Annotated in this window: 35 protein-coding genes; all 35 read left to right on the top strand. The window is 44.9% G+C overall.

The genetic code is table 11. The features are described from left to right. The first annotated feature begins 12 nt into the window (after window positions 1-12). The 35 genes from DW931_RS03395 (at window position 13) to sufU (ending at window position 25,548) form a co-directional block, all read left to right on the top strand. Window positions 13-297: a hypothetical protein gene (locus DW931_RS03395; RefSeq protein ID WP_118482539.1), complete on the top strand. Its 285-nt coding sequence runs from the start codon at window positions 13-15 to the stop codon at window positions 295-297. Window positions 298-506: 209 nt separating this feature from the next. Next, window positions 507-920 (top strand): hypothetical protein, encoded by a 414-nt coding sequence (locus DW931_RS03390; RefSeq protein WP_147353591.1) that lies wholly within the window; start codon window positions 507-509, stop codon window positions 918-920. Window positions 921-1,101: 181 nt separating this feature from the next. After that, on the top strand, window positions 1,102-1,434 hold the full coding sequence (locus DW931_RS03385) for a hypothetical protein (RefSeq protein WP_147353616.1): 333 nt from the start codon (window positions 1,102-1,104) through the stop codon (window positions 1,432-1,434). Next, the gene (locus DW931_RS16365; RefSeq protein ID WP_279220877.1) at window positions 1,418-1,549 is read left to right on the top strand and encodes a hypothetical protein; all 132 of its coding nucleotides are present in this window, start codon (window positions 1,418-1,420) and stop codon (window positions 1,547-1,549) included. Before DW931_RS03385 ends, DW931_RS16365 begins: the two co-directional genes overlap by 17 nt. Window positions 1,550-1,551: 2 nt before the next feature. Beyond that, window positions 1,552-2,277: an MBL fold metallo-hydrolase gene (locus tag DW931_RS03380; protein ID WP_182429176.1), complete on the top strand. Its 726-nt coding sequence runs from the start codon at window positions 1,552-1,554 to the stop codon at window positions 2,275-2,277. 74 nt (window positions 2,278-2,351) lie between these two features. Then, window positions 2,352-2,789 (top strand): single-stranded DNA-binding protein, encoded by a 438-nt coding sequence (locus DW931_RS03375; RefSeq protein ID WP_118626899.1) that lies wholly within the window; start codon window positions 2,352-2,354, stop codon window positions 2,787-2,789. 56 nt (window positions 2,790-2,845) lie between these two features. After that, window positions 2,846-4,105 (top strand): DNA (cytosine-5-)-methyltransferase, encoded by a 1,260-nt coding sequence (gene dcm / locus DW931_RS03370; RefSeq protein ID WP_118482543.1) that lies wholly within the window; start codon window positions 2,846-2,848, stop codon window positions 4,103-4,105. A gap of 422 nt (window positions 4,106-4,527) precedes the next feature. Continuing rightward, entirely contained in the window at window positions 4,528-5,094 is a 567-nt protein-coding gene (locus DW931_RS03365; RefSeq protein WP_243036901.1) for a GIY-YIG nuclease family protein, read from the top strand. A gap of 200 nt (window positions 5,095-5,294) precedes the next feature. Then, the gene (locus DW931_RS03360) at window positions 5,295-5,984 is read left to right on the top strand and encodes a phosphoadenosine phosphosulfate reductase (RefSeq protein WP_243015371.1); all 690 of its coding nucleotides are present in this window, start codon (window positions 5,295-5,297) and stop codon (window positions 5,982-5,984) included. A gap of 182 nt (window positions 5,985-6,166) precedes the next feature. Continuing rightward, entirely contained in the window at window positions 6,167-7,048 is an 882-nt protein-coding gene (locus DW931_RS03355) for a site-specific DNA-methyltransferase (protein ID WP_243015372.1), read from the top strand. Continuing rightward, window positions 7,035-7,352 carry a zinc ribbon domain-containing protein gene (locus DW931_RS03350; protein WP_182429177.1) on the top strand — a complete coding sequence of 106 codons (318 nt, stop codon included), beginning with the start codon at window positions 7,035-7,037 and terminating at the stop codon, window positions 7,350-7,352. The genes DW931_RS03355 and DW931_RS03350 overlap by 14 nt, the downstream gene beginning before the upstream one ends. Before the next feature lie 13 nt (window positions 7,353-7,365). Beyond that, window positions 7,366-7,677, top strand: coding sequence for a hypothetical protein (locus DW931_RS03345; RefSeq protein ID WP_118482547.1), 312 nt, complete (start codon window positions 7,366-7,368; stop codon window positions 7,675-7,677). A 44-nt stretch (window positions 7,678-7,721) separates the two neighbouring features. Continuing rightward, window positions 7,722-8,207, top strand: coding sequence for a hypothetical protein (locus DW931_RS03340; RefSeq protein ID WP_118482548.1), 486 nt, complete (start codon window positions 7,722-7,724; stop codon window positions 8,205-8,207). Window positions 8,208-8,212: 5 nt separating this feature from the next. Then, window positions 8,213-8,557: a hypothetical protein gene (locus tag DW931_RS03335; protein WP_347559419.1), complete on the top strand. Its 345-nt coding sequence runs from the start codon at window positions 8,213-8,215 to the stop codon at window positions 8,555-8,557. A gap of 11 nt (window positions 8,558-8,568) precedes the next feature. Next, window positions 8,569-9,399 carry a phage replisome organizer N-terminal domain-containing protein gene (locus DW931_RS03330; protein ID WP_118482550.1) on the top strand — a complete coding sequence of 277 codons (831 nt, stop codon included), beginning with the start codon at window positions 8,569-8,571 and terminating at the stop codon, window positions 9,397-9,399. After that, window positions 9,399-11,219 carry a DnaB-like helicase C-terminal domain-containing protein gene (locus DW931_RS03325; protein ID WP_118482551.1) on the top strand — a complete coding sequence of 607 codons (1,821 nt, stop codon included), beginning with the start codon at window positions 9,399-9,401 and terminating at the stop codon, window positions 11,217-11,219. The genes DW931_RS03330 and DW931_RS03325 overlap by 1 nt, the downstream gene beginning before the upstream one ends. Then, window positions 11,216-11,500 carry a hypothetical protein gene (locus DW931_RS03320; RefSeq protein ID WP_118482552.1) on the top strand — a complete coding sequence of 95 codons (285 nt, stop codon included), beginning with the start codon at window positions 11,216-11,218 and terminating at the stop codon, window positions 11,498-11,500. Before DW931_RS03325 ends, DW931_RS03320 begins: the two co-directional genes overlap by 4 nt. A 47-nt stretch (window positions 11,501-11,547) precedes the next feature. Then, complete coding sequence (locus tag DW931_RS03315; protein WP_118482553.1) at window positions 11,548-11,790, top strand: hypothetical protein; 243 nt, start codon at window positions 11,548-11,550, stop codon at window positions 11,788-11,790. 39 nt (window positions 11,791-11,829) lie between these two features. Next, a complete protein-coding gene (locus tag DW931_RS03310) occupies window positions 11,830-12,285 on the top strand; it encodes a hypothetical protein (RefSeq protein WP_118482554.1) in 456 nt (151 codons plus the stop codon). A 330-nt stretch (window positions 12,286-12,615) separates the two neighbouring features. Beyond that, window positions 12,616-12,789, top strand: coding sequence for a helix-turn-helix domain-containing protein (locus DW931_RS03305; RefSeq protein WP_118482555.1), 174 nt, complete (start codon window positions 12,616-12,618; stop codon window positions 12,787-12,789). Between the two features lie 452 nt (window positions 12,790-13,241). Then, the gene (locus tag DW931_RS03300; RefSeq protein WP_118482556.1) at window positions 13,242-14,585 is read left to right on the top strand and encodes a Mur ligase family protein; all 1,344 of its coding nucleotides are present in this window, start codon (window positions 13,242-13,244) and stop codon (window positions 14,583-14,585) included. 54 nt (window positions 14,586-14,639) lie between these two features. Next, a complete protein-coding gene (locus DW931_RS15840) occupies window positions 14,640-14,795 on the top strand; it encodes a hypothetical protein (protein ID WP_022358683.1) in 156 nt (51 codons plus the stop codon). 6 nt (window positions 14,796-14,801) lie between these two features. Further along, a complete protein-coding gene (locus DW931_RS03295) occupies window positions 14,802-16,223 on the top strand; it encodes a tetratricopeptide repeat protein (protein ID WP_243015373.1) in 1,422 nt (473 codons plus the stop codon). Between the two features lie 192 nt (window positions 16,224-16,415). Continuing rightward, complete coding sequence (locus tag DW931_RS03290) at window positions 16,416-16,763, top strand: anti-sigma factor antagonist (protein ID WP_022358681.1); 348 nt, start codon at window positions 16,416-16,418, stop codon at window positions 16,761-16,763. 142 nt (window positions 16,764-16,905) lie between these two features. Beyond that, on the top strand, window positions 16,906-17,364 hold the full coding sequence (spoIIAB, locus tag DW931_RS03285; protein WP_182429178.1) for an anti-sigma F factor: 459 nt from the start codon (window positions 16,906-16,908) through the stop codon (window positions 17,362-17,364). Continuing rightward, entirely contained in the window at window positions 17,357-18,079 is a 723-nt protein-coding gene (locus tag DW931_RS03280; RefSeq protein WP_118468787.1) for a SigB/SigF/SigG family RNA polymerase sigma factor, read from the top strand. Before spoIIAB ends, DW931_RS03280 begins: the two co-directional genes overlap by 8 nt. A 145-nt stretch (window positions 18,080-18,224) precedes the next feature. Beyond that, complete coding sequence (locus DW931_RS03275; protein WP_147353615.1) at window positions 18,225-18,413, top strand: hypothetical protein; 189 nt, start codon at window positions 18,225-18,227, stop codon at window positions 18,411-18,413. Next, window positions 18,410-19,045, top strand: coding sequence for a stage V sporulation protein AA (locus tag DW931_RS03270; protein WP_117795710.1), 636 nt, complete (start codon window positions 18,410-18,412; stop codon window positions 19,043-19,045). The genes DW931_RS03275 and DW931_RS03270 overlap by 4 nt, the downstream gene beginning before the upstream one ends. Next, window positions 19,035-19,598 carry a stage V sporulation protein AB gene (locus DW931_RS03265; RefSeq protein WP_118482557.1) on the top strand — a complete coding sequence of 188 codons (564 nt, stop codon included), beginning with the start codon at window positions 19,035-19,037 and terminating at the stop codon, window positions 19,596-19,598. The genes DW931_RS03270 and DW931_RS03265 overlap by 11 nt, the downstream gene beginning before the upstream one ends. Window positions 19,599-19,613: 15 nt before the next feature. Next, window positions 19,614-20,063, top strand: coding sequence for a SpoVA/SpoVAEb family sporulation membrane protein (locus DW931_RS03260; RefSeq protein ID WP_118482558.1), 450 nt, complete (start codon window positions 19,614-19,616; stop codon window positions 20,061-20,063). Between the two features lie 259 nt (window positions 20,064-20,322). Beyond that, complete coding sequence (sufC, locus tag DW931_RS03255; RefSeq protein WP_107000429.1) at window positions 20,323-21,093, top strand: Fe-S cluster assembly ATPase SufC; 771 nt, start codon at window positions 20,323-20,325, stop codon at window positions 21,091-21,093. A 99-nt stretch (window positions 21,094-21,192) separates the two neighbouring features. After that, the gene (gene sufB / locus DW931_RS03250) at window positions 21,193-22,599 is read left to right on the top strand and encodes a Fe-S cluster assembly protein SufB (protein WP_118468781.1); all 1,407 of its coding nucleotides are present in this window, start codon (window positions 21,193-21,195) and stop codon (window positions 22,597-22,599) included. A 91-nt stretch (window positions 22,600-22,690) separates the two neighbouring features. Beyond that, window positions 22,691-23,833 carry a SufD family Fe-S cluster assembly protein gene (locus DW931_RS03245; protein WP_118482559.1) on the top strand — a complete coding sequence of 381 codons (1,143 nt, stop codon included), beginning with the start codon at window positions 22,691-22,693 and terminating at the stop codon, window positions 23,831-23,833. Between the two features lie 79 nt (window positions 23,834-23,912). Continuing rightward, window positions 23,913-25,124 carry a SufS family cysteine desulfurase gene (locus DW931_RS03240; protein WP_118482560.1) on the top strand — a complete coding sequence of 404 codons (1,212 nt, stop codon included), beginning with the start codon at window positions 23,913-23,915 and terminating at the stop codon, window positions 25,122-25,124. Beyond that, on the top strand, window positions 25,114-25,548 hold the full coding sequence (sufU, locus tag DW931_RS03235; RefSeq protein ID WP_118472860.1) for a Fe-S cluster assembly sulfur transfer protein SufU: 435 nt from the start codon (window positions 25,114-25,116) through the stop codon (window positions 25,546-25,548). Before DW931_RS03240 ends, sufU begins: the two co-directional genes overlap by 11 nt. The last annotated feature ends 39 nt before the right edge of the window (window positions 25,549-25,587 follow it).

Here is a 25,587-nt window from a genome sequence, read left to right as displayed (position 1 = left end):
GAGAGAAAAACGATGATGATTGAGAAAATCGGTACGCCTGCCATGCTGGAGCAGATGGCAGAAGAAGCAGCGGAGCTGGCACAGGCGGCACTGAAACTGGCGCGGGTGCTACGCGGCGAGAATCCTACGCCAGTAACACGGAGAGAGGCAAGGAAACATTTGATAGAGGAATACGATGAGGAATCAGAACGCTTCCGAAAGAGATGGGAGGAAAAGAAGGCAGCAGAAGAAAAGGATGGAAACAGGCACCGGGAGGCATATGGTAAACTGTACGATAAATTTTTAAAAACATACTAGGAAAAAAGGAGAATGAGGGAATGCCGGAATCAGAGAAGAATAGAGCGTGCTGGAACTGCTGGTATGATGAGTTTTGTGACTGGCATCCGGCGGGGGATGAAGATGCGTGCGAGGAGTACATAGCAGATGAAGAGGGTTAAGTGGTTATATTACAGTATCAGTTGGAGAGAAACGAAGTAAATTTCGATTTCTTGCGAGGAGGTGAAATCTTGGAGAAAGTAATTAAATATAGATGTTCTGAATGTGGAGAATTATTTGACACACCTGAAAAAGCATTAGCACATGAAATAAGACATGAAAGAATTGAGAAGGCTAATGAGATGCTTAATGAAGGATACACATTAAAGCAAATCAATGACGAGTGTGAGATTTGGAGATCTGTGCCTGAACATTTAAAGAATGTAAATAAGGATAACTGCTTCAAAATCAGTTATTGGCAATGTTGTGATAAACCTGCATATCGAATTACTAATATCTTTTTTGACGGAAAGGTAAATGTAAGAGGTTGTGGTTCATGGAATGGGTATTATGGCAATCCACTTAGATTAGATAGTAGCGATTTAAAAAATCCAAGACCAAAAGAAGAGTTATTTATAGATAGTAGATATACAAGCAGATGGTAATTATATTTGGAGAATAATATATTGAAAGAGAGGTACATATATGCCAGTACATGATGATTTAGGCGTTAGGATGAAAACATTTGACGGAGGAATACACGGATGTTTTTCAGTGCGCCTCTGAATTATTAATTCCGGTGGACTGGCAGCAAATTAACGAAAAAGTAGAACGTTTTCTGGATAGATGGGAAGAAAAAGAACGATGAAGGTAATGATCACACCAAGAAAACCGGACGAAGTAGGCGGCTATCTCATGATGCCGCTGGTGGCAAATGTGCCAAAAGGTCGCCCAGGTTGGAAAATGGTTAATTTTTCCAGATACGCGAGGACAATAGTAAACCATGATAAGAACTTTAAAGAAATAAGCGGAGAAAATCTGACCAAGGTGTTCTTCACAACAAAGGAAGAATGCCAAGAGTTTTGCGACTATCTTAATAAAATCGAAGAATCCGTTGGGTATGACCATGATCTGTACGGAGAACTTATAAAGGGAGACAGAGATGGAGAGGGAGAGTAAATCATGTTGGAACTGTGAATTTGATGATTTCTGTGATTGGGGGCGCATGGCTGACGAAAGTATCTGTGACAGATACCAGCTGGACAGCATCGATTCTATGCCGGAAGAGGTATAAATGTGAACATATCATTAAAAGTCATAAGGACAGGCAGTACGGATGGAAACTGCTATGCGATATGCGCAGATGACGAAATTCTTTTGTTGGATTTCGGATGTAGGTATCAGCAGATTCTTGAAGGTATTGATTTTAAAATTTCCAATGTAGTCGGGGCATTGCTGACCCACATACATGGAGATCATGCAAAATCATATAAAGAAGTCAGCAGAGCTGGGATTCCAGTATATGCGAACAGGGAGACAGCAGAGCAGTTAGAGATGGCCAAAGTAGCACCGGAAAAAATTGCGATTCCGATAGGAAGGTTTCTGGTTACTGCATTTTATGTACCGCATGACGATACACCGAATTATGCTTATCTAATTACATTACCAAATGGCGAAAAATTGCTATATGCAACAGACTTTGGGTATTTGCCATATACGTTCAAAAAAACCAAAATCACTCATTTTTTAATTGAGTGTAATCATCTGGACATGGCACCAGATAAAACATCTGGCAAGTATAAGCATAGTATTAAAGGGCATTCTTCGTTATCAACAGTAAAGAAGATCATGCAGATTAACAAATCACCTAATCTGTCAAATGTGATTTTATGTCACTTATCAGAAAGCTGGGGAAATCCAGAAATAATGCAACATGAGATTGAAACTGTTGTTGGAGATGAAGTGTCTGTGAAAATTGCGCATTCTGGTTTGATTTGCGAATTGTCAGAAATTCCGTTTTAAGGCAGAAACATCTTGACAACCACAAATTAACACATGAGGATAAGATACATTTAAGAAAGAGAGGTAACAGAACATTGAACAAAGTAATACTGATGGGAAGATTAACAAGAGATCCGGAAGTCAGATACACCCAGGGAGAAAAGCCAATGGCAATTGCCAGTTTTTCATTGGCGATAGATCGTGCCAACAAGAATAAAGATGGCAATGAACAGACGGCTGATTTTATCAACTGCGTTGCTTTTGAAAAAAACGGAGAATTCGCAGAAAAGTATCTCCATAAAGGAACCAAAGTTATTGTCGAAGGACATATTCAGACTGGTAGCTATACCAATCGTGATGGAAAGAAAGTTTATACCACAGAGGTCTATATTGAGCGTATAGAGTTTGCAGAAAGCAAATTGTCGTCAGAGAACAACGTTCAGAACGAGCAGAGTGCACCTACGGCAACGCCAAATGATGGGTTCATGAACATTCCAGATAACGTGGAAGATGCAGGATTGCCGTTCAACTAAATCGATCAGCAAATTTTCCAGACTCATTTCGGTGGGTCTGGAAGAAAGAGGAATATATGGATTTTTTAGACTTTTTTGCCGGTATTGGAGGATTCCGAAGAGGGATGGAGTTAGCCGGTCATAAATGCGTCGGATTTTGCGAATTTGATAAATTTGCTACAGCTAGTTACACTTCTATGCATTTATTGACAGAAGAACAGAGAAAATATTTAAGCACTCTTCCATTAAATAAACGGCAAAAAGAGATTCTTAAAGAGGAGTATCGAAATGGAGAATGGTATGCAAATGACATTCGCAGAGTGTATGCCGGAGACATTCCAAAAGCAAATTGCTGGTGCTTCGGATTCCCATGTAATGACATATCAGTTGCAGGAAAACAACTCGGATTTCGAGGAAACCGTTCAAGCCTGTTTTTCAGAGTTATGTACCTTATCAGACAGCTCGAAGAAGAAAATAAACCCACTTACCTTTTCATTGAAAACGTTAAAAATCTGCTTAGTGTTAATGGTGGATGGGATTTCGCCAGACTGCTCATTGAAATGGATGAGGGGGGGTATGATGTTGAATGGCAGGTGCTTAACTCCAAAGATTTCGGAGTGCCACAGAACCGGGAAAGATGTTTCATTATCGGACATCTTAGAGGAAGAAGTAGCGCAGAAGTATTTCCTATCGAAGGAGCAGGTGGAGAAAATCGCATTTCAATAATCGGTCATAAAGATGGATACAGAAGAAATACACAAGTATTTTCATTTGATGGAATCGTAGAGACACTTGATACAGGGCAAGGAGGCGGTCGTGGACATCACGTTGCTTTACCGTGTTTCATAGATTTGTGCTACCAAGGCTCTCAAACGACTGATATTGCCCGGTGCTTGAAAGCAAGATATTACAAAGGAATGGCGAATCATGCTGGGCAAGACAGTGGAATTGCGATTCCAGTATTAACACCAGATCGAGCAGAAAAACGTCAAAATGGACGTCGGTTCAAAGAGAATGGAGAACCAATGTTTACTTTAACAGCGCAGGATCGGCATGGTGTAGGAATTGGCATTGGAAATCCGATAGAGAAAGATTCTGATGGAATTTTCATCAAAATATCCGAAGAATTGACAGTTTATGCAGTATGGTATGAGAAATATCAATGCTATATTGCCATTCGAAAATTGACGCCAAAAGAATGCTTTAGACTTCAAGGATGGACGGATGATTATTTCGAAAAGGCTCAATTTGTTAATTCAGATAGTCAGCTTTATAAGCAAGCAGGGAATGGCGTGACTGTATCAGTAATTAGTGCTATTGGAGAGAGGATGAAATAAGTTCGTTGTTATAAGGAGAACCAAATGGAAAAGGATAGAAAACGAGTGTGTTGCAACTGCGACCATAATATCAGGTCTAATTCATCAGAGATCACATGTAGCTGTGAGTTAGATGGGCATCGCATCGGGTACGCGGAATGCATGCATGGATGGTGCCGTAGATGGAAGAAAGAAACAAAATGGGGGAGAGTGAGAAACAATGACTAAGAAACCGATATTCGATAGAAATTATTCAGATACATGTAGTTTGTATCATTGCGAATGTGGGAACAGAGTCAAGGTCTTCCATGATGTTGGGACATTGAATAACAATGACGCGCCGAATTATTGCTGCAACTGCGGATGCAGATTTGATTGGAAGTCCAAATAAAGGAGCGTAAGATTTTACAATGCAAAAACCAAATTACAGACAAATCTATGCTATGAAAGCACAGAGAGAGAAGAAGATACAGGAGATATGCCCTGGCATTCCATACAAAAGCGGAATCTATGTTTTTTATCGCATAGATGAAGCCGGAATCCGGAGAGCCTATTGCGGGCAGGCGGTTTCATTATGCGAACGTTGCGCTTCACATCTTGCGGAGTATGATCATATCGCATTGAGCTTGAAGAAACATGGCTTTCGCAGCACAGAGAATCCGTATGGATGGGCATTGAAATTCAAGGTTTATCCTAAAAACAAACTTGACGAAGAAGAAGTGTCAACTATTAAAGCACTTGCTGATGCAGGCTATCAGATGTACAACGTCACAGCCGGATCTCAAGGAGTTGGAAAGCAGGTAGTAGGGCAGTACAAGTCGCCCAAGAACTATCATCAAGGCATCCAGCAGGGGAAGAAATCTCTTGCCAAGGAACTTTCTGGAATCGCAGAAAAACATCTTGTTATCGGCTTGAAACCAGAAAAGCAGGGGAACAAGGTTTCAGAACGGCAGCTTGAAAAATTTATGAATTTGATTAATGAAGACAATTATTTGACAGGAAAGGAATAACGAATGCCCGGTAAACCGGGTTGGTGCGTAGTGAACGGCGGTGACGTACCGAAAAATTTCAACACCGTGGCCATAAGGCTTTCGCCGGAAACGGCGTAGGTCGTATAAGGGCAAACGAATGGTGATCCACGATACAGCATTTGTAGCGTGGTGTTATGACAAAAAAAGTGTGTTGGGTTTCGGCAGGAATAAGCAGTTTTATGGCAGGATATCTTGCAGGTGATGTAGATGAGTGGATCTACATAGACATTAAAGACCAGCACCCAGATAGTTTAAGATTCATTAAAGATTGTGAATCAGCCATTGGGAAACCAATTCAAGTGTTGCGTTCCAATGAATACACTTGCGTGGATGATTGTGTGAGAGCATTTGGAGGATTCAGAAATCCAGGAAATGGATTTGCACCGTGTACCAATTGGATGAAGAAGCGTGTCAGAAAGGAGTGGGAAAATAGAAACAAGGATTATGAACTGATTTATGTATGGGGGTTTGATTTTAAAGAAAAATCAAGAGCGGAACGAACGGTTGAATCGAATCCGCAGGCTAGACATGAATTTCCGCTTATAGATAGGAATCTGTCAAAAGAAGAAGTTCATGGACTATTTGAGAGAACATTCCCATTCAAACGCCCTTTTATGTATGAATTGGGATATCCGAACAACAACTGCCTCGGCTGCACGAAAGGAGGCATGGGATATTGGAATAAGATCAGAAAAGATTTTCCAGATGTTTTCAAAAGTAGATCCGAATTAGAACGATTGGTCGGACATTCTATTTTGAAAGACAGTAAGGGATCTCCTATTTACTTGGATGAACTGGATCCAAACAGAGGAAACATGAATACAGAAGTTTTCCCAGAATGTGGGATTATGTGCTATTTGAACTCATAAAACACTTGACAGCCACAAATTTATACATGAAGATATAAATACTTCAAACAATCTCAGCTATGAGTGATAGCGATTTTTTATTCAGACGTCCGGCAATTCTGCCGGAAAATTCCAAAATTTAATACTTTAGAAAGGAACCGAACCTCCGGCCGGGGTAACGATATATCGGGTTCCTTGAAACAATGAAAAAAAAGTTAAAATGTGAAATTTATCGTGACTCGATGCAAAATTACAAAAAATACGCGATACCTCCGGCACAGCTTGTTATTGCAGACGTGCCGTATAATGTGGGTTCTAATTTTTATGGAAGCAATCCGATGTGGTACAAAGGCGGAAACAATAAAAATGGAGAAAGCAAACTTGCCGGTAAAGCAGCTTTTAACAGTGATTTTAACTTCAATTTATATGAGTATTTCCATTTTTGTTCAAAAATGCTCAAAAAAGATGATACAAAACCAGTTCCAAGAGGAAGAAGCTCAAACAGTCCATGCATGATTGTATTCTGTGCCTTTGAGCAAATTCCAGTGCTTATTTCAGCAGCGAAAAAACATGGTTTTGTAAATTACACGCCATTAATTTTTGTGAAGAATTATAGCCCACAGGTTTTAAAAGCCAACATGAGGGTGGTTGGAGCCACAGAATATGCGTTACTGTTCTATCGCGGTCGATTGCCTAAATTTAGAAATGGAGCGCAACTAGACGAGAACGGAAAAACCATCCGCGGAACCGGTCATATGGTATTTAACTGGTTTACATGGGAAAAGGATGGAAAAGACATTCCTAAGATTCATCCAGCACAGAAGCCAGTATCTGTTTTAAAACGCTTGATTGAAATTTTTACAGATCCCGGGGATGTAGTAATTGATCCATGCTGCGGAAGTGGCACCACTTTGAGAGCGGCAGCGGAGCTTGGAAGAAGTTCTTTTGGCTTTGAAATTGACCGAAATTTTTACAACAGAGCTAAAATTGAAATGCTTGTTTTTGAAAGAGATGCACAGATGGATTTTTCGGATTTTCCAGATGTATTGCCCGAGCAAGGAAGTGATTGGTATGCCAAGACGTGAACATTATAAAAAGTGCAAGGAAAATGCCATCTGCCCCAGATGTGGCAAACCATCAGATAGTGGAAAAGTTTATTGCAAAACGTGCAGAGCGGCGATGAAAGCCAAAAGAGAACATGACAAAAAGACAATTTCTCGTTCTGAAAGACCTAACTATGGCATCTGCTATATTTGTGGAAAAGAACAGGTAATGGAGAATAAGAAAGTTTGTCCAAAATGCTATAAACAGAGAATTTTGTCTATTAACCAGTGTATTAAATCAAGAGACGAAAGCTACAAGGCTTATTGGAAACAAAGTATGAATTAGGAGGTATGGAGCAGTGAGCAGTATGAACGAATTCTGTATTGAATGGACGAAAGATAGAGATTATGCGACAGTAACAGCGCCATCTGGAACAGCATTAAAAAGCAAACTGATCGCATTGGCAGAAAAACGCCCAGAAGAAGTAAAACGGGTGTTTGAAAATGTGGATGGTTCAGTTTTGTATCATGTGCCGGTTAAATATATCAAGGTCAGTCCTCCAAAAAAGGTTTCAGAAGAACAGAAGAATCAGGCAGCTGAAAGATTAAAAAAAATGTGGGAAGAACGTAGAATTGGCGATGACCCAGAAGATGATGGCGGAGAACTGTAACAAGTTCTCCCCATTAAAAGATAAACAGGAAAGGAAAAACCACTATGCCTACAATTGAAGTAGATATAAGAAAACATATTATAGAAACGCTGAAAACCGAAGAGCCGTTATGCATCACGGAAATATCTTCCAGACTGAATTTACCAAGAGAAAAGACAGCTCCAGTTGTTAATAGAATGGAGATTGCTGGAATCCTGGTAAGAGCCAATAAGCCGCACGAGAAAGAACTGTATTATTATCGGGCAGAGCCAGATAAAACAGTAGAAGAAGCGCTTGCTAAATCCGCTTCAATTCCAATTTATAAAAGTGAACTTGTACAAGCTGCAAAGAAATGCAAGATTGGCAGTAATATTCGTGTATTCAACAATAAAATCTGGAATCGAAACGATGATTCTTGGGGGAAAGTTGAAATGGCAACTGTTATTGCAAAGTATCCATTCCTTGTCAGATTGAGTAATGGATGTTGCGTATCTTATGCACAATTAGCATTGTACTATCGTTCCCCAGGGCGTAGAAGATGTATCATGTAGGAGTAATGATGGGAAGAAAATATACAGTATTTGCAGTGGATTTTGATGGGACTCTTTGTGAGAGTGCCTTTCCTGGAATTGGAGTCCCGAATATGTCTTTGATTCGTTATCTGATAGCGAAAAGGGCATCTGGAGACAAAGTGATTCTTTGGACGTGTCGTTGTAATGATAGGCTTAAAGAAGCGGTCGATTTTTGCAAAAAGTACGGATTAGAATTTGATGCAGTAAACGAAAATCTAGCAGATCTTGTCAATTTCTGGGGTAACGATCCCAGGAAGATATCCGCAGACGTTTACATTGATGATAAAGCGGTAAACAAACCAAAATGGAGAGTTCCTTATAAAGAGTAGGAGGGGTTGAAATGTCTGGAGTAAAATGGATTAGGATTAAAACAAACATATCGTTAGATGCTAAATTTAAGCAAATCGATACAATGCCGGATGCGGATTCAATAGAGTGCATGTGGTTTAAACTTATTCGTTTTTCTGGACGGCTGATTAATGATGGAATTTTCCTTATCAATGATAAAATGGCATATTCTGAACAGATGTTATCTAAGGAGTTCAATCGCCCGATAGAATTAATTAGAAAAGCCATGAATACTTTTTATAAACTGAGAATGATTGACATTGAATATGAAGAAAGCGACATGGAAAAACAAATAGTAGCTTCGAAAACTTCTGACAAAGCCAAACCAGAAAAAGAAAGCACACATTTTGTTAAACTGCGCACAAATGAACAGAATTTCAAAGCAATTATTGCGGGGAATGAATCTTTTTCTGCCATTTCCAGCAATTCTGATTTCTACAATAGCGTATTGATGTGGATGCAGCACAAAGATGGGAAACTGCCAAAAGCGCAGAATCACTATAATTCAGAGCTATCTATGACTCGTCTGTTAAATCAGATGATTCGATATGCTGATAAATTTGGAATTACGGCAGTACGCTTGGCAATTGATTCTGCAATATCAGCCAATTACATGGGGATTGTTTGGAATCGAATGGATGAATTCAAAAAGGATGCGGATTTAGCGTCTGATGATTCATCAAATGATAGATTTTCCGTACTTTCAGCAGACTTCCGTGCAGAACTTGAAAAATCAGGTGTAATTGTTAATCAAGCAATCAATTACGCTAAATTAACGACAGAACAGGCCGATAAAATAAGGGCGGCAGGAGTGACGATATAATGCAGTATAAATTCAATCAACAGGATGCATGGGATTTTGCCAGAACCATTGGGGAACAGCCAAAGATGAAAGGAGATGAGTTGCATTTCCGCATCTGTCCATATTGCAAGGGTGGAGATAGCAGAGACAGCAATACATTTTCTATCAACATGAAAACAGGCCAATTTAAGTGTTTGCGTGAATCATGCAGTGCAACAGGTAATATGGTAACACTTGCAAAGGATTTTAATTTCAAACTGAGCGGAGATTTCGGAGAATATATCCATCCGACAAAACAGTTCAGAAAATTAAAAACACCAGAAGCACCGATTGTTCCTAAAGACCCAGCAATAGCATATTTGGAGTCAAGAGGTATTTCTTCAAATACCGCTATACAGTATGAAATAACTGTTCAAAATGGGCACGAAAATGTCCTTGTATTTCCATTTTATGATGAAAAAGGAAAGATGCAGTTTGTCAAATACCGTAAAACTGACTTTGACAAAGAAAAAGATAAAGCAAAGGAATGGTGTGAGTCTAACTGTAAACCAATCTTATTTGGAATGAAGCAGTGTGTAGACTTTCATCAGTTGATTATTACAGAGGGGCAGCTAGATTCGTTATCTGTAGCAGAGGCAGGAATTAAAAATGCTGTTTCCGTTCCAACTGGAGCAAAAGGATTTACATGGGTTCCATACTGCTGGGACTGGGTAAGAAAATTTGAAGAGATTGTTGTGTTTGGAGATTATGAAAAAGAGCATGTAACTCTTTTGGACGAAATCAAGTCCAGGTTTCCAAATAAAATCCGTGTAGTGCAGCCGGATGATTATCAAGATTGCAAAGATGCGAACGAATTACTGCAAAAGCATGGGAAAGATGCAGTTAAAGCGGCCGTGGAACACGCAGAATTACTTCCGGTAAAACGAATTAAACAGTTTGCAGATATAAAAAAGGTAGACTTCAACGATCTTCCAAAAATGAAAACTGGGTTTAGAGAATTGGATAGGATCCTTGGTGGTGGTATTTTTTTCGGCGGAATATTCCTGGTAGCAGGTAAACGAGGCGACGGAAAAAGTACATTTGCCAACCAAATTGCATTGAACGCAATCGATCAAGGATACCCAACACTTATCTATTCCGGAGAAATGACAGAAAATCAGTGTAAAAACTGGATGGATTTACAGGCTGCCGGTCCGAACAATATAGCAGAAAACTACAATCCGGATAACACAAAGTACCAGTTTGTCACTACACCGATTCAAAATAGACTTAATGATTGGTATTGGAACAAAATGTACCTTTATGACAATTCCATTATCGATGATGATGAGCAGGAAGATTTAATCAAAACAATCACGGATGCCATCATGCAGTATGGAATCAAAGTAATACTGATTGATAACCTCATGACAGCATTAGATTTGGATGCAGAAGAGGAATCGAATAAGTTTGAGAAACAGTCAAAATTCGTGAACAAATTAAGAAAGTTGGCTTACAAATTCAACATTATCATCATGCTAGTAGCGCATCGCCGGAAAAGCAGCATGACTACTGATGTGAATGATGAAGTTTCGGGTTCTGGAGACATTACCAACATGGCAACTGTAGTAGTCAGCTACGACCGGGATAAAGAGTTGGATCAGAGTCAGCGCCGATTGGTCTTATCTAAGAGTCGAATAGTCGGAAAACTGAATTACGAGGGATACATCTTACAATATGACGAAAAATCAAAGCGTATTTTTTCCAATGCGGATGAGCTGCATCGCAAATTTGGATGGGAAAAATCGCTGGAAGCCGAAAATGATGGTTTTATTGATGCAGGGGAGATTGTGTTTGTATGACAAAGGAAATGAAAAATGAGGATGTAATGTCCTTGATGAACGATGTGCACAACGTCTTTTTCTTGAAATATCGAAATTTAACGCCAGAGGATATGTCAGACGGGAAATGGAATGAAATTGTAAATGACGTGGGAGCTCTCACTGAAAAATATAAAGAATTTACACACCGTACCTATAAAGATGGTCAAATGCAAGAAGTTTTGACAGCAGTTCCGATGATCATGTGGTTTTTAGAGATTTTGGAACGTAGATTGAACAGTTCGGAAAAGTCGAACAGTTAATGATGAGATTAGCATTGTTTGTGAGATTGTGAAAGGATGATGATAAATTGGTTAGAAAAGGCTTTGGGGTAAGCCCAATCACAAATAGGATTTATTATGGCAAGCAAAACACAGAAAAACAGATGTGGATTGGCGAAAAAACGGATGTTACGGATGATGCAATAGCCGCTGTGTATGAGTGGTTTATGGGAAACATGGAAGATTCTGATGGAAAAAAAGAAGAGTATCAGATCACATATCCTAATACGGAATTCGAACTGGTCATGAGAAGAAAAAAATCTGAGATATGATGGATTATAAACGTTTGAGATGTGAAAAGGAGTGAAAAAATGACACGAGCAGAAAGAAGAAGAGCGGAAAGAGAAAATAAAATGGCTCAGACTCGCTATGAATATACTAACGAGCAGATTGAGCAGATCAAAAACCAGGCAGTAGCCGAAGCGGCAGAGCGAATCAAAGCTAAAACCAGAGCTGAAATTGACAAACATATTGACGAAGAATGGAGAAAGAGAGAAGAATTTTTCTCTGGAACTGATGAGACTGAACGAATGCAGAAAGCACTCTGTTTACTGATGTCGGTACCGGTCAAGGTTTTGTGTGAAGACTTTGGATGGAAAAGCCCTCGATGGGAAAATGATATGCATAACAAACTGTGGCGTTTTGTAGATGCAGTTATAAAGGAAGTAAACAGAGTCAGCGACGATCAAGCCATTGACATCAGACGATATGGAGAAGAAGTTACACAAAAGTTCGGAATCGAATTCGTAATGCAGGATTTAAAATAAGAAGGGAGAACGTTTTATGAATAACTTAATGATTTTTGAATGACACGATGTAGAGGTATTTGAACTGAATGGACAGATATTATTTAATCCGTACCATGTAGGTGCTTGCCTGGAGTTGGGTGACAGTTCAGTGAAGATGGCTGTTGCAAAAATGAATGAGAAATAGGTTGTTAAGCTGACGAATTCTAAAGTCAATAAAGTTGACTTTAGAAAATTGCATAACACAGGCGAGAATTCCATGTCTTTGCACAATCAGAAAGAAGTGTAGCCAATGTATTATTCAGAAACATTCATGGAATTATACAATAAATGATTAAGGGGGTAACGGAAATGACGATTCCAACCATGATTACAATAAAAGAAGCTGCCGAAAAAACTGGCATTTCATACAGTAGAATTCGAACATTGTGTTTAGAAGGTAAAATCGTGCATATTAAAGCCGGAAGAAGATTTCTGATTAATTTAGAAAAGCTGATTGAATATTTGAACACAGGTGAACAGTGATTTTTTGACTTTTACATTTTTATTGTTGGTCGCTTCTGTCGACCATTTGTCGACCAAAGAGAGAAAACAATAGATAAAAGTAGATAAAAACAGAGAAAATAGAAAGTCGAGAAAGCCTTATAAATCAAGGCTTTCTCTGATTTAGAAAAATGTGGAGAAAAAGAAATTCCTCTTTCGTAATGCGTAGGTCGCCGGTTCAAGTCCGGCAGGGAGCTGATGAGTGGAGCCCCTCTTGATTATCAAGAGGGGTTTCTTGCATAATAGGAAATACCTTGGAATTCTCCATTGCCTGTGAACAGTTACTATTACACAAGAAGGTACAGCCTTTATTCCATATAACCACTTGCACGATCTCCGCAAATGATATAAAATAATAACATACAAAAGACAAGGCGGCAGACGGCAGAGTTCGTACTGCCGCTTCCGCTTGCCAGGAAAGGATATTTCATGCCATGAGACAAGAAGAATGGACGGTAGAAGCGGCAGATGCATATCTGAATGAGATACCGAAATTTACCAGTGAAAAACATACGGCGGAGGGGCTTCGCAGGATGCTTTCATACCTGAATGCATTGCCGCAGGAGGAAAGAATCGTACATGTGGCCGGAACAAATGGAAAAGGGTCGGTCTGCTCGTTTCTCGATGCGGTTTTGCAGAAAGCCGGGAAGCGGACGGCGCGGTTTACGTCTCCTCATCTGGTGCGCGTGACGGAGCGTTTTTCTTTTGATGGACAGGAAGCAGACGATGCACTGTTCCTGGAGGCGTTTGAGGCGGTTAAGGCATCATATGCTCATTTTGAGCAGGAAGGACTGGGGCATCCGACGTATTTTGAATATCTGTTTTTGATGTTCATGTGGATGGTGCGCCGGAAAAAGCCGGAGTATGTGATTCTGGAAACGGGGCTTGGCGGACGGCTGGATGCAACGAACTGCATCGAGCATCCAGCGCTTACGGTCATCACTTCGATCAGCCTTGACCATATGGAATACCTGGGCGGCACGGTGACACAGATCGCGGGCGAAAAGGCGGGAATCCTGAAAAAAAATATGCCGGTGGTGTACGATGATACGGATGCGGCGGCTTCGGCTGTTATCAGAAATCGGGCGGCGGAACTTTCCTGTCCGGCATATCCGATCAGCCCGGCAGTGTATACGGATCTTCGGCGGGAACATGGCGGGATGATTCTGAGGATAAAAGAGAAAAGCCAGCGTCTGTTTATTCCCTTCGAAGCGGAATATCAGGCGGTCAACGCCTGCATCGCTTACCAGGCGGCGCGGCTTCTTGCAGTGGACGAGGAGACAGCGGCAGCGGGCATCCGGAATGCGGTATGGCACGGACGCATGGAGGAGATCCAGGACGGAGTTTATCTGGATGGCGCTCACAATGAGGGCGGAATCCGTGCGTTTGCGGGCGCGGCGGCAGAGGTGGCAGCGCGCAGAAGAGAAGAGTCAGGGAAAGATGGTCGGATTTTTCTGCTGTTTGCAGCCGTTTCAGATAAAAATTATGAATCGATGCTGGAAACACTGATGCGGAAACTGAAGCCGGATCGATTGGTGCTGACTCATTTATATACATCGCGGGCACTTCCGATGGAGGCGATGGAAAAAGCAGCACACCGGGTGGCAGAAGGCTGTGAGGTTCAAAGTATACCGGATGTAAAAACAGCTTATCAGACACTGGTTCAGGAAAAACGTCCGGAGGATACCTGCTTCTGTGTGGGTTCTCTGTATTTAATCGGAGAGCTGGAGAAAAAGATTTCCCGAACTGGATTTGACAGCACCGCCAGAATGGTGTAAGATTAGCGGGAATGTATATCCATGTAATAAAGGAAGAAACTCTGGAGGAAAAACATGAGTGGCGAAGGAATGACAATCAATTTCGAGGAAGAAATCGAACATTTTAAACCGAGTCTGGAGGTCGAGGAGGTCGGCGAGGCGATCGTGAAGAGTGACCTGACAGATATGTCGGATATTATGATGGAACTTTTAAAACATATGAAGGAATAGGCGGACATGATGGATCGAACAAGAAAAATTCGCCTGATTTCCAACAGCTTTTACAATGCCGGGCTGGAACGGGCAAAGAGACGGGATTTAACAGGGGCGGTCGAGTATCTGAAAAAATGCCTGAACCTGAACAAGTATCATATTGATGCCAGAAATCTTCTCGGACTTATCTATTATGAGATGGGTGAGGTGTCGGAGGCGCTGGTGCAGTGGGTTATCAGCATGAACTTTAAGGAGCAGGATAACCGGGCTGATTATTATTTAGACCAGATTCAGCGCAAACAGGATCGTCTGGATCAGGCGAGCGCGACGATTCAGAAATATAATCAGGCGCTTCTGCAGGCGCAGACCGGAAGCGACGATCTGGCGACCTTACAGCTTACAAGAGTTGTAGAAGCTAATCCGAGATTTGTAAAAGCGCATCTTCTATTGGCTCTTTTGCATATTAGTCATGAGGATTATACGAAAGCGGGCAAATCCCTGTATAAGGTACTCAAGATTGATAAAAACAATCCCAAGGCGAACTGGTATATGGAGATTGTTAAGGAACATACCGGTAAGGCGGATATCGAGCGAAGAAAGCTGAAAAACGCATTTTCCCACCGCCAGATGCAGGATGATGATGTCATTATGCCGCCGACGTACAAGGAGAATACGGGACTGCAGTCGGTGCTCAATATCGGCGCTGGACTGCTTTTGGGCGCGGCAGTTATCTTTTTCCTGGTGATGCCAGCCAAGATTAAGCAGGCAAATAATGCACATACGCAGGAAATGCTCCAGTACAACGAGCAGCTCAATCAGAAAAATGAAGAGATTGACAGTTTAAATGAGAGCATTGAGACCTCGAAAAAGGACAAACAAGAGGCGGAGAACAAGCTGGATACGATGCTCAACAGCAATGACAGCGTTCTGAACCAGTATGCGAAGCTCGTCAAAATGCTGCAGGCATACCGCAACAATAACCTGGCAGAGGCGGTTACCTATTATGAGGGCTTTGATCCGTCGTTATTTACGGACGAGACGGTCGTTTCCATTGCCAACGGGGTAAAGCAGGACATCGAGACAAATGGCTACCAGACGCTGGAGGATCTGGCATACACGATGTGGTCGGCAGGCCGTATGGGGGAAGCGCTGGCAGATTACCAGACCTGTCTGGCGATCCGTCCGGCAAACCCGAAGGTTATCTTCAGCATGGGTATGATTTACCGGGCACAGGGCGAGACAGACAAGGCGGTCGAAATGTTTACGCAGATTGTGACCCAGTATGCGGATTCCGAGCAGGCGGACAAGGCAAGACAGCAGCTCGCCGAGCTTGCGCCGGATAACCAGCAGGCTGCAGTTCCAGGTCAGTCCATCATCAGTCAGGGAGAGACTGCGGCGGATGAAACGGCAGCAGGCAGCGGAGCGGAGACGCAAGCGGCGCAGTAAGTACAAATATAATACGGCAGATAATTAAGAAGAAAAGCACTGTAAAGATAAAAACTTTACGGTGCTTTTTTGTGTAATAGGAAATTCCTTGGAATTCCCTATTACACAAAAAGGCACTAACGTGCCAATGATGCGCACTCGCGCGAAGCAGAAACATGCTGCATAAAAAATCGAAAAAAGGGGAATCCTGATATGGAACGAAATATGTTTACATACGAAGCGATCGATTCGGCGCTGGTGATTCATCTGCCGAAGGAGGTAGATCACCATAACTGCCTGACACTCAAATATGAAACAGACCTGCTTCTGGCGGAAAATTATATTAATCGGATTATTTTTGATTTTTCAGGGACGGAATTTATGGATAGTTCCGGGATCGGTGTAATTCTCAACCGGTATAAGCAGATGGAGGGCAGCAGCGGCACGGTGGCGGTGTACGGGGCAGGCGAGCGGATGCGCCGGATTTTGCGGATCGGCGGCGTGTATCGTTTGGTGCAGTCGTACCGGACGAGAGAGGAGGCACTGGATGGGAGACATTAAAGGAGAGATGAATATGTATGCGGATGATATATCTGTATCAGAAACGGAAGTGAAAGGAAAACTTAAAAAAATAAAAGATTCAGAAGAATACAGAAAATTTAAACAGAATGAACAGAGACAAGCAGAGAAGAATGGCACGTGGATGCACCTGGAGATAGACAGCCATTCATCGAACGAGGAGTTTGCCCGTGTCACAGCGGCAGTCTTCATGAGTCGGATGAATCCGACGATGGAGGAGCTGGAGGATGTGAAAACGGCGGTCTCGGAGGCGGTGACAAATGCGGTGATTCATGGGTATAGCGATGAAATCGGAATTATTTACATAGAAGCGCGGATTGAGGGAGAAGAACTGATAATTTCGGTCCGGGATGAGGGAAAAGGAATCCTGGATGTGGAAAAGGCGATGGAGCCGATGTATACGACAGACACGACCGGCGAGCGCTCAGGGATGGGCTTTTCGTTTATGGAAGCGTTTATGGATGAGGTTGAGGTGGAGTCCAAGGTGGGCTGCGGAACGTGTGTGACGATGAAAAAGCAAATTGGAAGGGGATATATGAATAAAGAGCAGGAAGAAAAAGAAACGGCAGAGTCCTATGGATAAAACCATCGAGCAGATCAAACGGGCACACCAGGGCGATAAGACGGCGCGGGAGGCGCTGGTAAAGGACAATCTGGGACTTGTATGGAGCATCGTCCGCCGCTTTGCGGGGCGGGGGTGTGAGACGGAGGACTTATTTCAGATCGGAAGTATCGGGCTGTTGAAGGCGATTGATAAGTTTGACCTATCATATGAGGTGCGTTTTTCGACGTATGCGGTGCCGATGATTGCGGGGGAGATCAAACGTTTTCTCCGGGATGACGGGATCATCAAGGTCAGCCGTTCCATCAAAGAGCAAAACCAGCGGCTCCGGGCAGCGCGGGAAGCGCTCTGCACGGCGCTTGGGCGGGAGCCGACGCTGGAAGAGCTGGCGGCGCAGATTGGAGTGAGCTGTGAGGAAGCTGCCGCATCGATGGCGGCGGACAGTCCGGTTGAATCGCTCTCTGCACCAGCCAGCGCCGGGGAAGAAACTGGTCTTCTGCTTCAGGACCGGATTGCTGGGGAGACAGCGGAGAATGAGGTTCTGCTTGACCGGATGCTTTTGGGAGATTTGCTGAAAATGCTCAATGGACGGCAGCGGGAGATCATTGTGCGGCACTATTTTTATGATCAGACACAGACTCAGATCGCGGCGCAGCTCGGCATTTCACAAGTACAGGTGTCGCGGATCGAGCGGAAAATATTAGGGCAGATGCGCGCAAAGCTGGAAGAAACATGAGAAAAAAAGACAGGCTCATAATTCAGAATATATGAATGTGCATACTCCATTGAAAGACAGCCATACTACTGGATACAGGAACTTTTGGAGTTTCCAGAATACACAGGAAGGATGGAAAAAAATGACGGGAAATGTGAAAGTGACAATGAAAAAAAAGATGGGAATCTGTATCTGGGTCGGATGCATGATTCTGATTGTGGCAGCGCTCTGTCTCTGTCTGATGGCAGTGGGGCGGGACAGCGTCTACATTGACGGAACCTTCGTACAGCATTCCGGGGACAGCGCGGAGGCATTTTTGAGACCGGAGGCACAGACGGAGAAGGCAGCATTATGACACAGACGGTCTATCTGAAACTCAGCCAGATCACGCAGGTACATGAGAAAAATGTACCGCTTGCAAGCCTGGGAGAAGTTTATTGCAGTGAAAAAAGCGTGGAAAGCCGCTGTCGTGCGATGATCGTGAAGAGGATCCGCGGCGGCGGGAAACAGCGCGAAAGCCGTCTGGTTGGAAACGTCATGGAGATTATCCAGCAGATTGAACGGGAAATTCCGGGGACATCGGTGCAGAATCTGGGGGAGACGGACTATGTCATTCATTATCAGCCGCCGCGCCGTCAGGCGCTTGTCTGGCAGTGGTGCAAGACGCTGTTCGTCTGCCTGATTTGCTTTTTCGGGGCGGCATTTGCGATCATGACATTCAACAACGATGCAAACGTGCTGGATGTATTCAGGAAAATATATGAGATCACGACGGGGCAGGCGTCGGACGGAACAACGGCGTTGGAGGTCGGTTATTCGATCGGGCTTCCGGTGGGGATTTTGCTGTTTTTTAACCATTTTACTTCGTGGAAATTCAGTCTCGATCCGACGCCGCTGGAGGTAGAAATGCGCCTGTATGAGGAAAATGTCAATAAAACGCTGATTCAGAACGAGGAGCGGAAGGAGGATGACATCGATGTTTCTTAAAGAAGCGCTGCTTTTGCTGGCGGGGCTGGCGGCGGGAAGCACGGTGGCAGCAGGAGTCTACGCCTTTCTGGTGGTCATCGGCGTTTATCCGCGCCTGATTGGAAAGACGGCGACGGCGTCGAAGGGGAAAATCTTCTTGTATGAGACGATTATCGCGCTGGGAGGATTGTTTGGAAATGTGGTGGATTTATTTACAGAGAAAGTGAAACAGCTGACCGGGAGTTTTCTGAGAATAGCGTGGCCAGCGGCAATGCCGGAGGTAGAGTTGTGGCAGAAGGCAGCAGAAGGCGGTGGCAGAACGGGAGCTGGTGCTGGATTTCTGGTGATGCTTGGAAATGTCTCCGGACAGCTGCTTCTAGCGGCTGCGGGACTTTCCTGTGGTATTTTTGTGGGCTGCCTCGTCATGTCGCTGGCAGAGACATTGAAAGCCCTGCCGGTGCTGAGCCGCCGCCTGCGTCTGGCAGTGGGGCTGCCATATCTGCTTCTCGCGATTGCGGCGGGGAAATGTGCGGGTTCGCTGTATTATTTCTTATATGGAATTGGAAGACAGTAGAAGAGAGGAGAAACCATGGAAGCCAGAAAAGATCAATATGAAGCATATGTCAAATCGATTACGCCCGTCCACAGTACATGGAAAAATGTGTTGATGGCGGGCATTTCCGGCGGGCTGATCTGCCTGGCGGCGCAGATCAGCACAAATTGTCTGGTTCAGACAGGCATGGAGGAGAAAACGGCGGCGCTCTGGACGATGCTGGGACTGATTCTGCTCAGCGTTATCCTGACAGGGGCAAATGTATTCCAGAAGCTGGCGCGCGTTTTTGGGGCTGGTGTGCTGGTTCCGATCACCGGATTCGCCAATTCAGTTGCATCCCCGGCGCTGGAATACAAGGCGGAAGGACAGGTGTTTGGTGTCGGATGCAAAATATTTACAATCGCGGGTCCGGTGATCCTGTATGGGATTCTGAGTTCGTGGGGATTAGGGGTTGTGTATTGGGGGTGGATGATGCTGACTCAATAATAAACGAGAAAAAGTCTCAATAATATAATAAGAATCTTTCTTGTTTTGTGAAAAATGAGGGTTTACAATCCGGAAATAAATACCTATAATAGCCATAGGGTAATCTGACCGTCTGAACAGCCAGATTCATTATAGAAAAAAGGAACCAGAGAGATGGACGTTTGCTAAGAAGGATAACCGCTTTCGTGACGAGGCGGCTGTCACAGATCAGACAGACCGAGCATGAATGTCTCAGCCGGTCCCGGAAATGGAGTGCTTTATGGCAGAAAAAGTGTTAGAAGTAAATCAGATAAAAGCAAATATAGAAGAAAAAGAGATCCTGCACGGCGTTGATTTGAGCGTCGGCGCAGGAGAGGTACATGTCCTGATGGGACCGAACGGCGCGGGCAAATCGACGCTCGGAAACGTCCTGATGGGAAACCCGCGATATCAGATCACGGGCGGTCAGATCTTATTTAAGGGTGAGGATATCACACATGAGTCCACGGACAAGCGTTCCAAAGCCGGTATGTTCCTGTCCTTCCAGGAGCCGCTGGAGGTACCGGGACTTTCGCTGGAAAGTTTCCTGCGGAGCGCGATGCGCCAGCAGACTGGCAAGAACTTAAAGATCTGGGAATTTCATAAACAGCTCAAAAAGGCGATGGACATTCTCCAGATGGATGAATCGTATGCACAGAGAAGCTTAAACGTGGGCTTTTCCGGCGGTGAGAAGAAAAAATCTGAGATTTTACAGCTGATGCTCTTAAATCCGAGCCTGGCAATCCTCGATGAGACAGACTCTGGTCTGGATGTTGATGCAGTCCGTCTGGTTTCTAAGGGTGTGGAAGAGTACCAGAAGAACCAGAACGGCGCGCTTCTTATTATCACGCACAGCACCCGGATTCTCGATGCACTGCATGTTGACTATACGCACATCATGGTAGATGGAAAGATCGTGGCAACCGGTGACGGCTCCCTAGTTGATAAGATCAACCAGGAAGGCTACGAATCCTTTATCCGTGAGGCGGGTGTGGCAGACGCCCGGAACTAATCGTTACTGTTCGCAGGCAGGCATTTTTGAAATCGAAGGTGCCGCAGGATAACGAGACAGTAATAACGAATCAGCACGGGTAATATGGAGGCATCGAACATGAAAGAAAAAACGTATGTAGATGACATAGATCGTAGCATCTACGATATAAAAGACAAAGAAAATGACGCATATAAAGTAAAAGCGGGTCTGACCCCGGAGATCGTTGAGAAGATTTCTAAGGAGAAAAATGACCCAGCATGGATGCAGCAGTTCCGTCTGCAGTCCTTACAGATTTACAATTCCCTGCAGGTCCCGAATTGGGGACCGGATATTGAGGATCTGGACATGGATAATATCGTAACCTATGTCCGCCCGAAATCCAAGATGAGCGCCAAATGGTCGGAGGTTCCGAAGGACATCAAAGATACCTTTGAGCGTCTGGGAATCCCGCAGGCGGAGCAGAAATCACTGGCAGGCGTGGGTGCCCAGTATGACTCGGAGTTAGTATATCATAACGTGCGCGCGGAGGTAGCGGCGCAGGGCGTTGTCTACACCGATCTGGAGAGCGCAATGCACGGCGAATATGCGGAAATGATCCGGACGCATTTTATGCATCTGGTCAAACCGCAGGAACATAAATTTGCAGCGCTGCACGGAGCGGTCTGGTCCGGCGGATCTTTTGTGTACGTGCCAAAGGGCGTGTCGGTTACGATCCCGCTTCAGTCCTATTTTCGACTCAATGCACCGGGAGCCGGACAGTTTGAACATACTCTGATCATCGTTGATGAGGGGGCATATCTGCATTTTATCGAGGGCTGTTCTGCGCCGAAATATAACGTAGCAAACCTGCATGCGGGCTGTGTCGAGCTGTACGTCGGCAAAAATGCGAAACTCCGCTATTCGACGATCGAGAACTGGTCGAAAAATATGTACAATTTGAACACCAAGCGCGCGATTGTGGAAGAGGGCGGCACGATCGAGTGGGTATCGGGTTCCTTTGGTTCCCATGTATCGTATCTGTACCCAATGAGTATCTTAAAGGGCGATGATTCAAGAATGGAATTTACCGGCATTACTTTTGCCGGAGAAGGTCAGAACCTCGATACCGGTGCGAAGGTAGTCCACACGGGCAAACGGACTTCTTCCTATATTAATACGAAATCTATTTCCAAGGACGGCGGTATCAGTACGTTCCGAAGCAGCGTGCAGATTGGAAAACAGGCATCCGGTTCTAAGGCATCGGTTTCCTGCCAGTCCCTGATGCTGGATGATATTTCACGTTCCGATACGGTCCCGGCGATGGATATCCGGACCCGCGACGCGAACGTCGGCCATGAGGCAAAGATCGGACGGATCAGCGACGAGGCTGTTTTCTATCTGATGTCACGCGGCATCAGCGAGGAGGACGCGCGCGCAATGATCGTCAGCGGATTTGCGGATGATGTATCGAAGGAGCTGCCGCTTGAGTACGCGGTTGAGATGAACAACCTGATTCAGCTTGAGATGAAAGGCAGTATCGGATAATAGATGGTTACTGTTTGCAGCGGGGATTTTGAAATAACAGGTTCTGCTGCGGGGCATGCAAGTGCATGAATGGTAACGACAGGAGGAAACAATGGGACAGAAAGAAATGACAGTAAACATTCTTCCGACCCGAACCTGGAACCGGCTGGGAATGAACGAAAGCCAGATACAGATTGAGTGGCCGGAGGAAAGTGTTTTGATAAAACCGGAGCGCCTGGCAGCAGGTGTGACCTGGGAAAAAGAAATCTCCGGAAAAGAGTGGGACGAGATCCAGACCGGCATGGGACGCGAGTACGATGCGATGGCGGCGGAATGCGGAACGGCTGGCGCAAATAGAACGGACACTGCAAATGGAACGGCTGTTGCAGAAGAAAATGCCGGTGCGGGAAGTATCTACCGGCTGACAGCGGAAGCGGCAGCTGTGCTGCAGAATGAAAATACAGAATGGACGGTTCTCTGCGTCGATTACAAAAACGGCAGTTACCAGAACCGCCTCTGCCTGGATGCAAAGGAAAACAGCCGCTTAAACGTGCTGATCGTATTCCGCTCCGGGGAGGACACACAGGGAACATCCTCGTTCCAGGTAAAGGTCCATGCGGAAAAGAATGCAAAGGTACAGCTTCAGGAAGTGCAGCTTCTCGGCGCCGGATATACCTGCCTGAGTGATATCGGTGCGTCCTGCGGGGAAAATGCCACATTTGAGCTTTTGAAACTGGAGCTGGGCGCAGGCAAGGTCTACGCGGGCTGCCTGACCGAGCTGGAAGGAAAAAAGAGCGCATTTGACGCGAAGATCGGCTATTACACCAGTGTAAACCAGAAGCTGGATATGAACTATACAGTACGCCACCGCGGCAAAAAGACAGAGAGTATGATGGAAGTCTCTGGCGTTTTGCAGGACGGTTCCTCCAAGCTGTTCCGTGGAACGATCGATTTCGTGCCGGGATGCGCCGGGGCAAAGGGAACTGAGCGCGAGGAAGTGCTGCTGCTCGGCGACGACATCGTAAACCAGACGATTCCTCTGATTCTGTGTGCGGAAGAAGATGTCGAAGGAAATCACGGCGCTTCGATGGGCGATCTGGACGATGCAACGCTGTTTTATCTGTGCTCCCGCGGACTGTCGAGAGAGGAAGCTGAGCGCATGGTAGCGCGGGCGAGAATCGACGCGCTGAATGAGCTGGTAGCAGACGAGGCAGTACAGAAGCAGGTTCAGGAGTTCATGAACCAGAAGCGATAATAAAATGAAAAAACTGTAAGTTGGCTGCGGTTTGTTTTTGCAGCAAGTATACAAACAAATATATAAGAAGGAACAGAACATGACAGATTATAAGAAAGATTTTCCCCTGCTTGCGGGTTCGGATATCGCATATCTGGACAATGCGGCGACGGCACAGCGCCCGGAGGCGGTATTAAAGGCAGTGGAAGATTTCTATACAAAGAAAAATGCCAATCCGCTCCGCGGGCTCTATGAGCTGGGAATCGAGGCGACGGAGGCATATGAAGCGGCAAGAGAGCGCGTGCGGGAATTTATCAATGCTGAAAAGACGAGCGAGGTCGTGTTTACACGCAACAGCACCGAGAGCCTGAATTTGATCGCGTACAGCTATGGTTTAACCAGTCTGAAAGCAGGCGATGAGATCTTAATCAGCATTGATAACCACCACAGCAATATCCTGCCGTGGCAGATGGTATCCAGACAGACAGGTGCGAAGCTCGTTTATCTGGAATGTCAGCCGGATGGTTCCTACCGGGATGAGGATATGGAAGCCCTGGTGACAGAAAAGACAAAGATTGCAGCGATGCCGCAGATTTCCAATGTCCTTGGCCGCAGAAATCCGGTAGAGAAGCTGACGAAACTGGTGCATGAAAAAGGCGGTGTCATCGTCATCGATGCGGCACAGAGCGCCCCGCATATTCCGGTGGATGTGCAGGCACTGGATGCAGATTTCCTTGTATTTTCCGGTCACAAGCTGATGGCACCGATGGGAATCGGCGTCCTGTACGGAAAAGAGACCCTTCTGGATGCGATGCCGCCGTTCCTGACGGGCGGCGAGATGATCGATTCGGTCAGCCGGGAATCCGCAGTCTTTGCCGAACTGCCGCATAAATTCGAAGCCGGTACCGTCAATGGCGGCGGTGCGGTCGGCTTACAGGCGGCGATCGATTATCTGATGAACGTCGGATTTGACGAGGTGCGGAAGCGTGAGGAGCTGCTGACAACACGGGCAATGACGGCGATGCAGCAGATTCCGGGCGTTCATATCCAGGGAAGCGATAAGCCGGAAGAGCACAACGGAATTATCAGCTTTACCGTGGACGGCGTACATCCGCACGATATCGCGTCGATTCTGGATGCCGCAAATGTCAATGTGCGCGCAGGCCACCATTGCGCCCAGCCGCTTTTAAAACATCTGGGTGTATTTGCAACAGCGCGTGCCAGCTTTGCGTTCTACAATACGGAGGAGGACATCGACCGTTTTGTCCAGAACCTGAAAGAAATCCGGAGGAAAATGGGATATGGAGAATAGAACCTTTTACAATGAAATACTGACGGATCACAATCTGCATCCGTTACATAAAGAAAAGCTGCCGGATGCCAATCTGGTATTAGAGGGCGTCAATCCGAGCTGTGGAGATGACATCATTCTTCAGTTGAAGGTCGAAGATGGACAGGTGGTAGACGGTGCTTTTGAGGGAAGCGGCTGCGCAATCTCCCAGGCGTCCGCTGATATCATGCTGGATCTGATCATCGGAAAATCCGAAGAGGAAGCACGCCATCTGGCGGATCTGTTCCTGCGGATGATCAAGGGCGAGGCAGGCGAGAACGAGATCGAAGAACTCGAGGAAGCCGGTGCCCTGGTCGATGTTTCCCATATGCCGGCGCGTGTCAAATGCGCGGTGCTGGGATGGCATACGATGGAAGAGATGCTGGATAAGAAGAACGAGAAATAAGAGAGAAGATAAAAAGAAACGGGAGCTATTCTTTTGGGA

This window comes from Clostridium sp. AM43-3BH (genome assembly GCF_003479985.1).
Taxonomy (GTDB): domain Bacteria; phylum Bacillota; class Clostridia; order Lachnospirales; family Lachnospiraceae; genus Otoolea; species Otoolea fessa.
The sequence above is the reverse complement of the archived record's forward strand: the minus strand, read 5'-3'. Positions and strand labels throughout refer to the sequence as shown.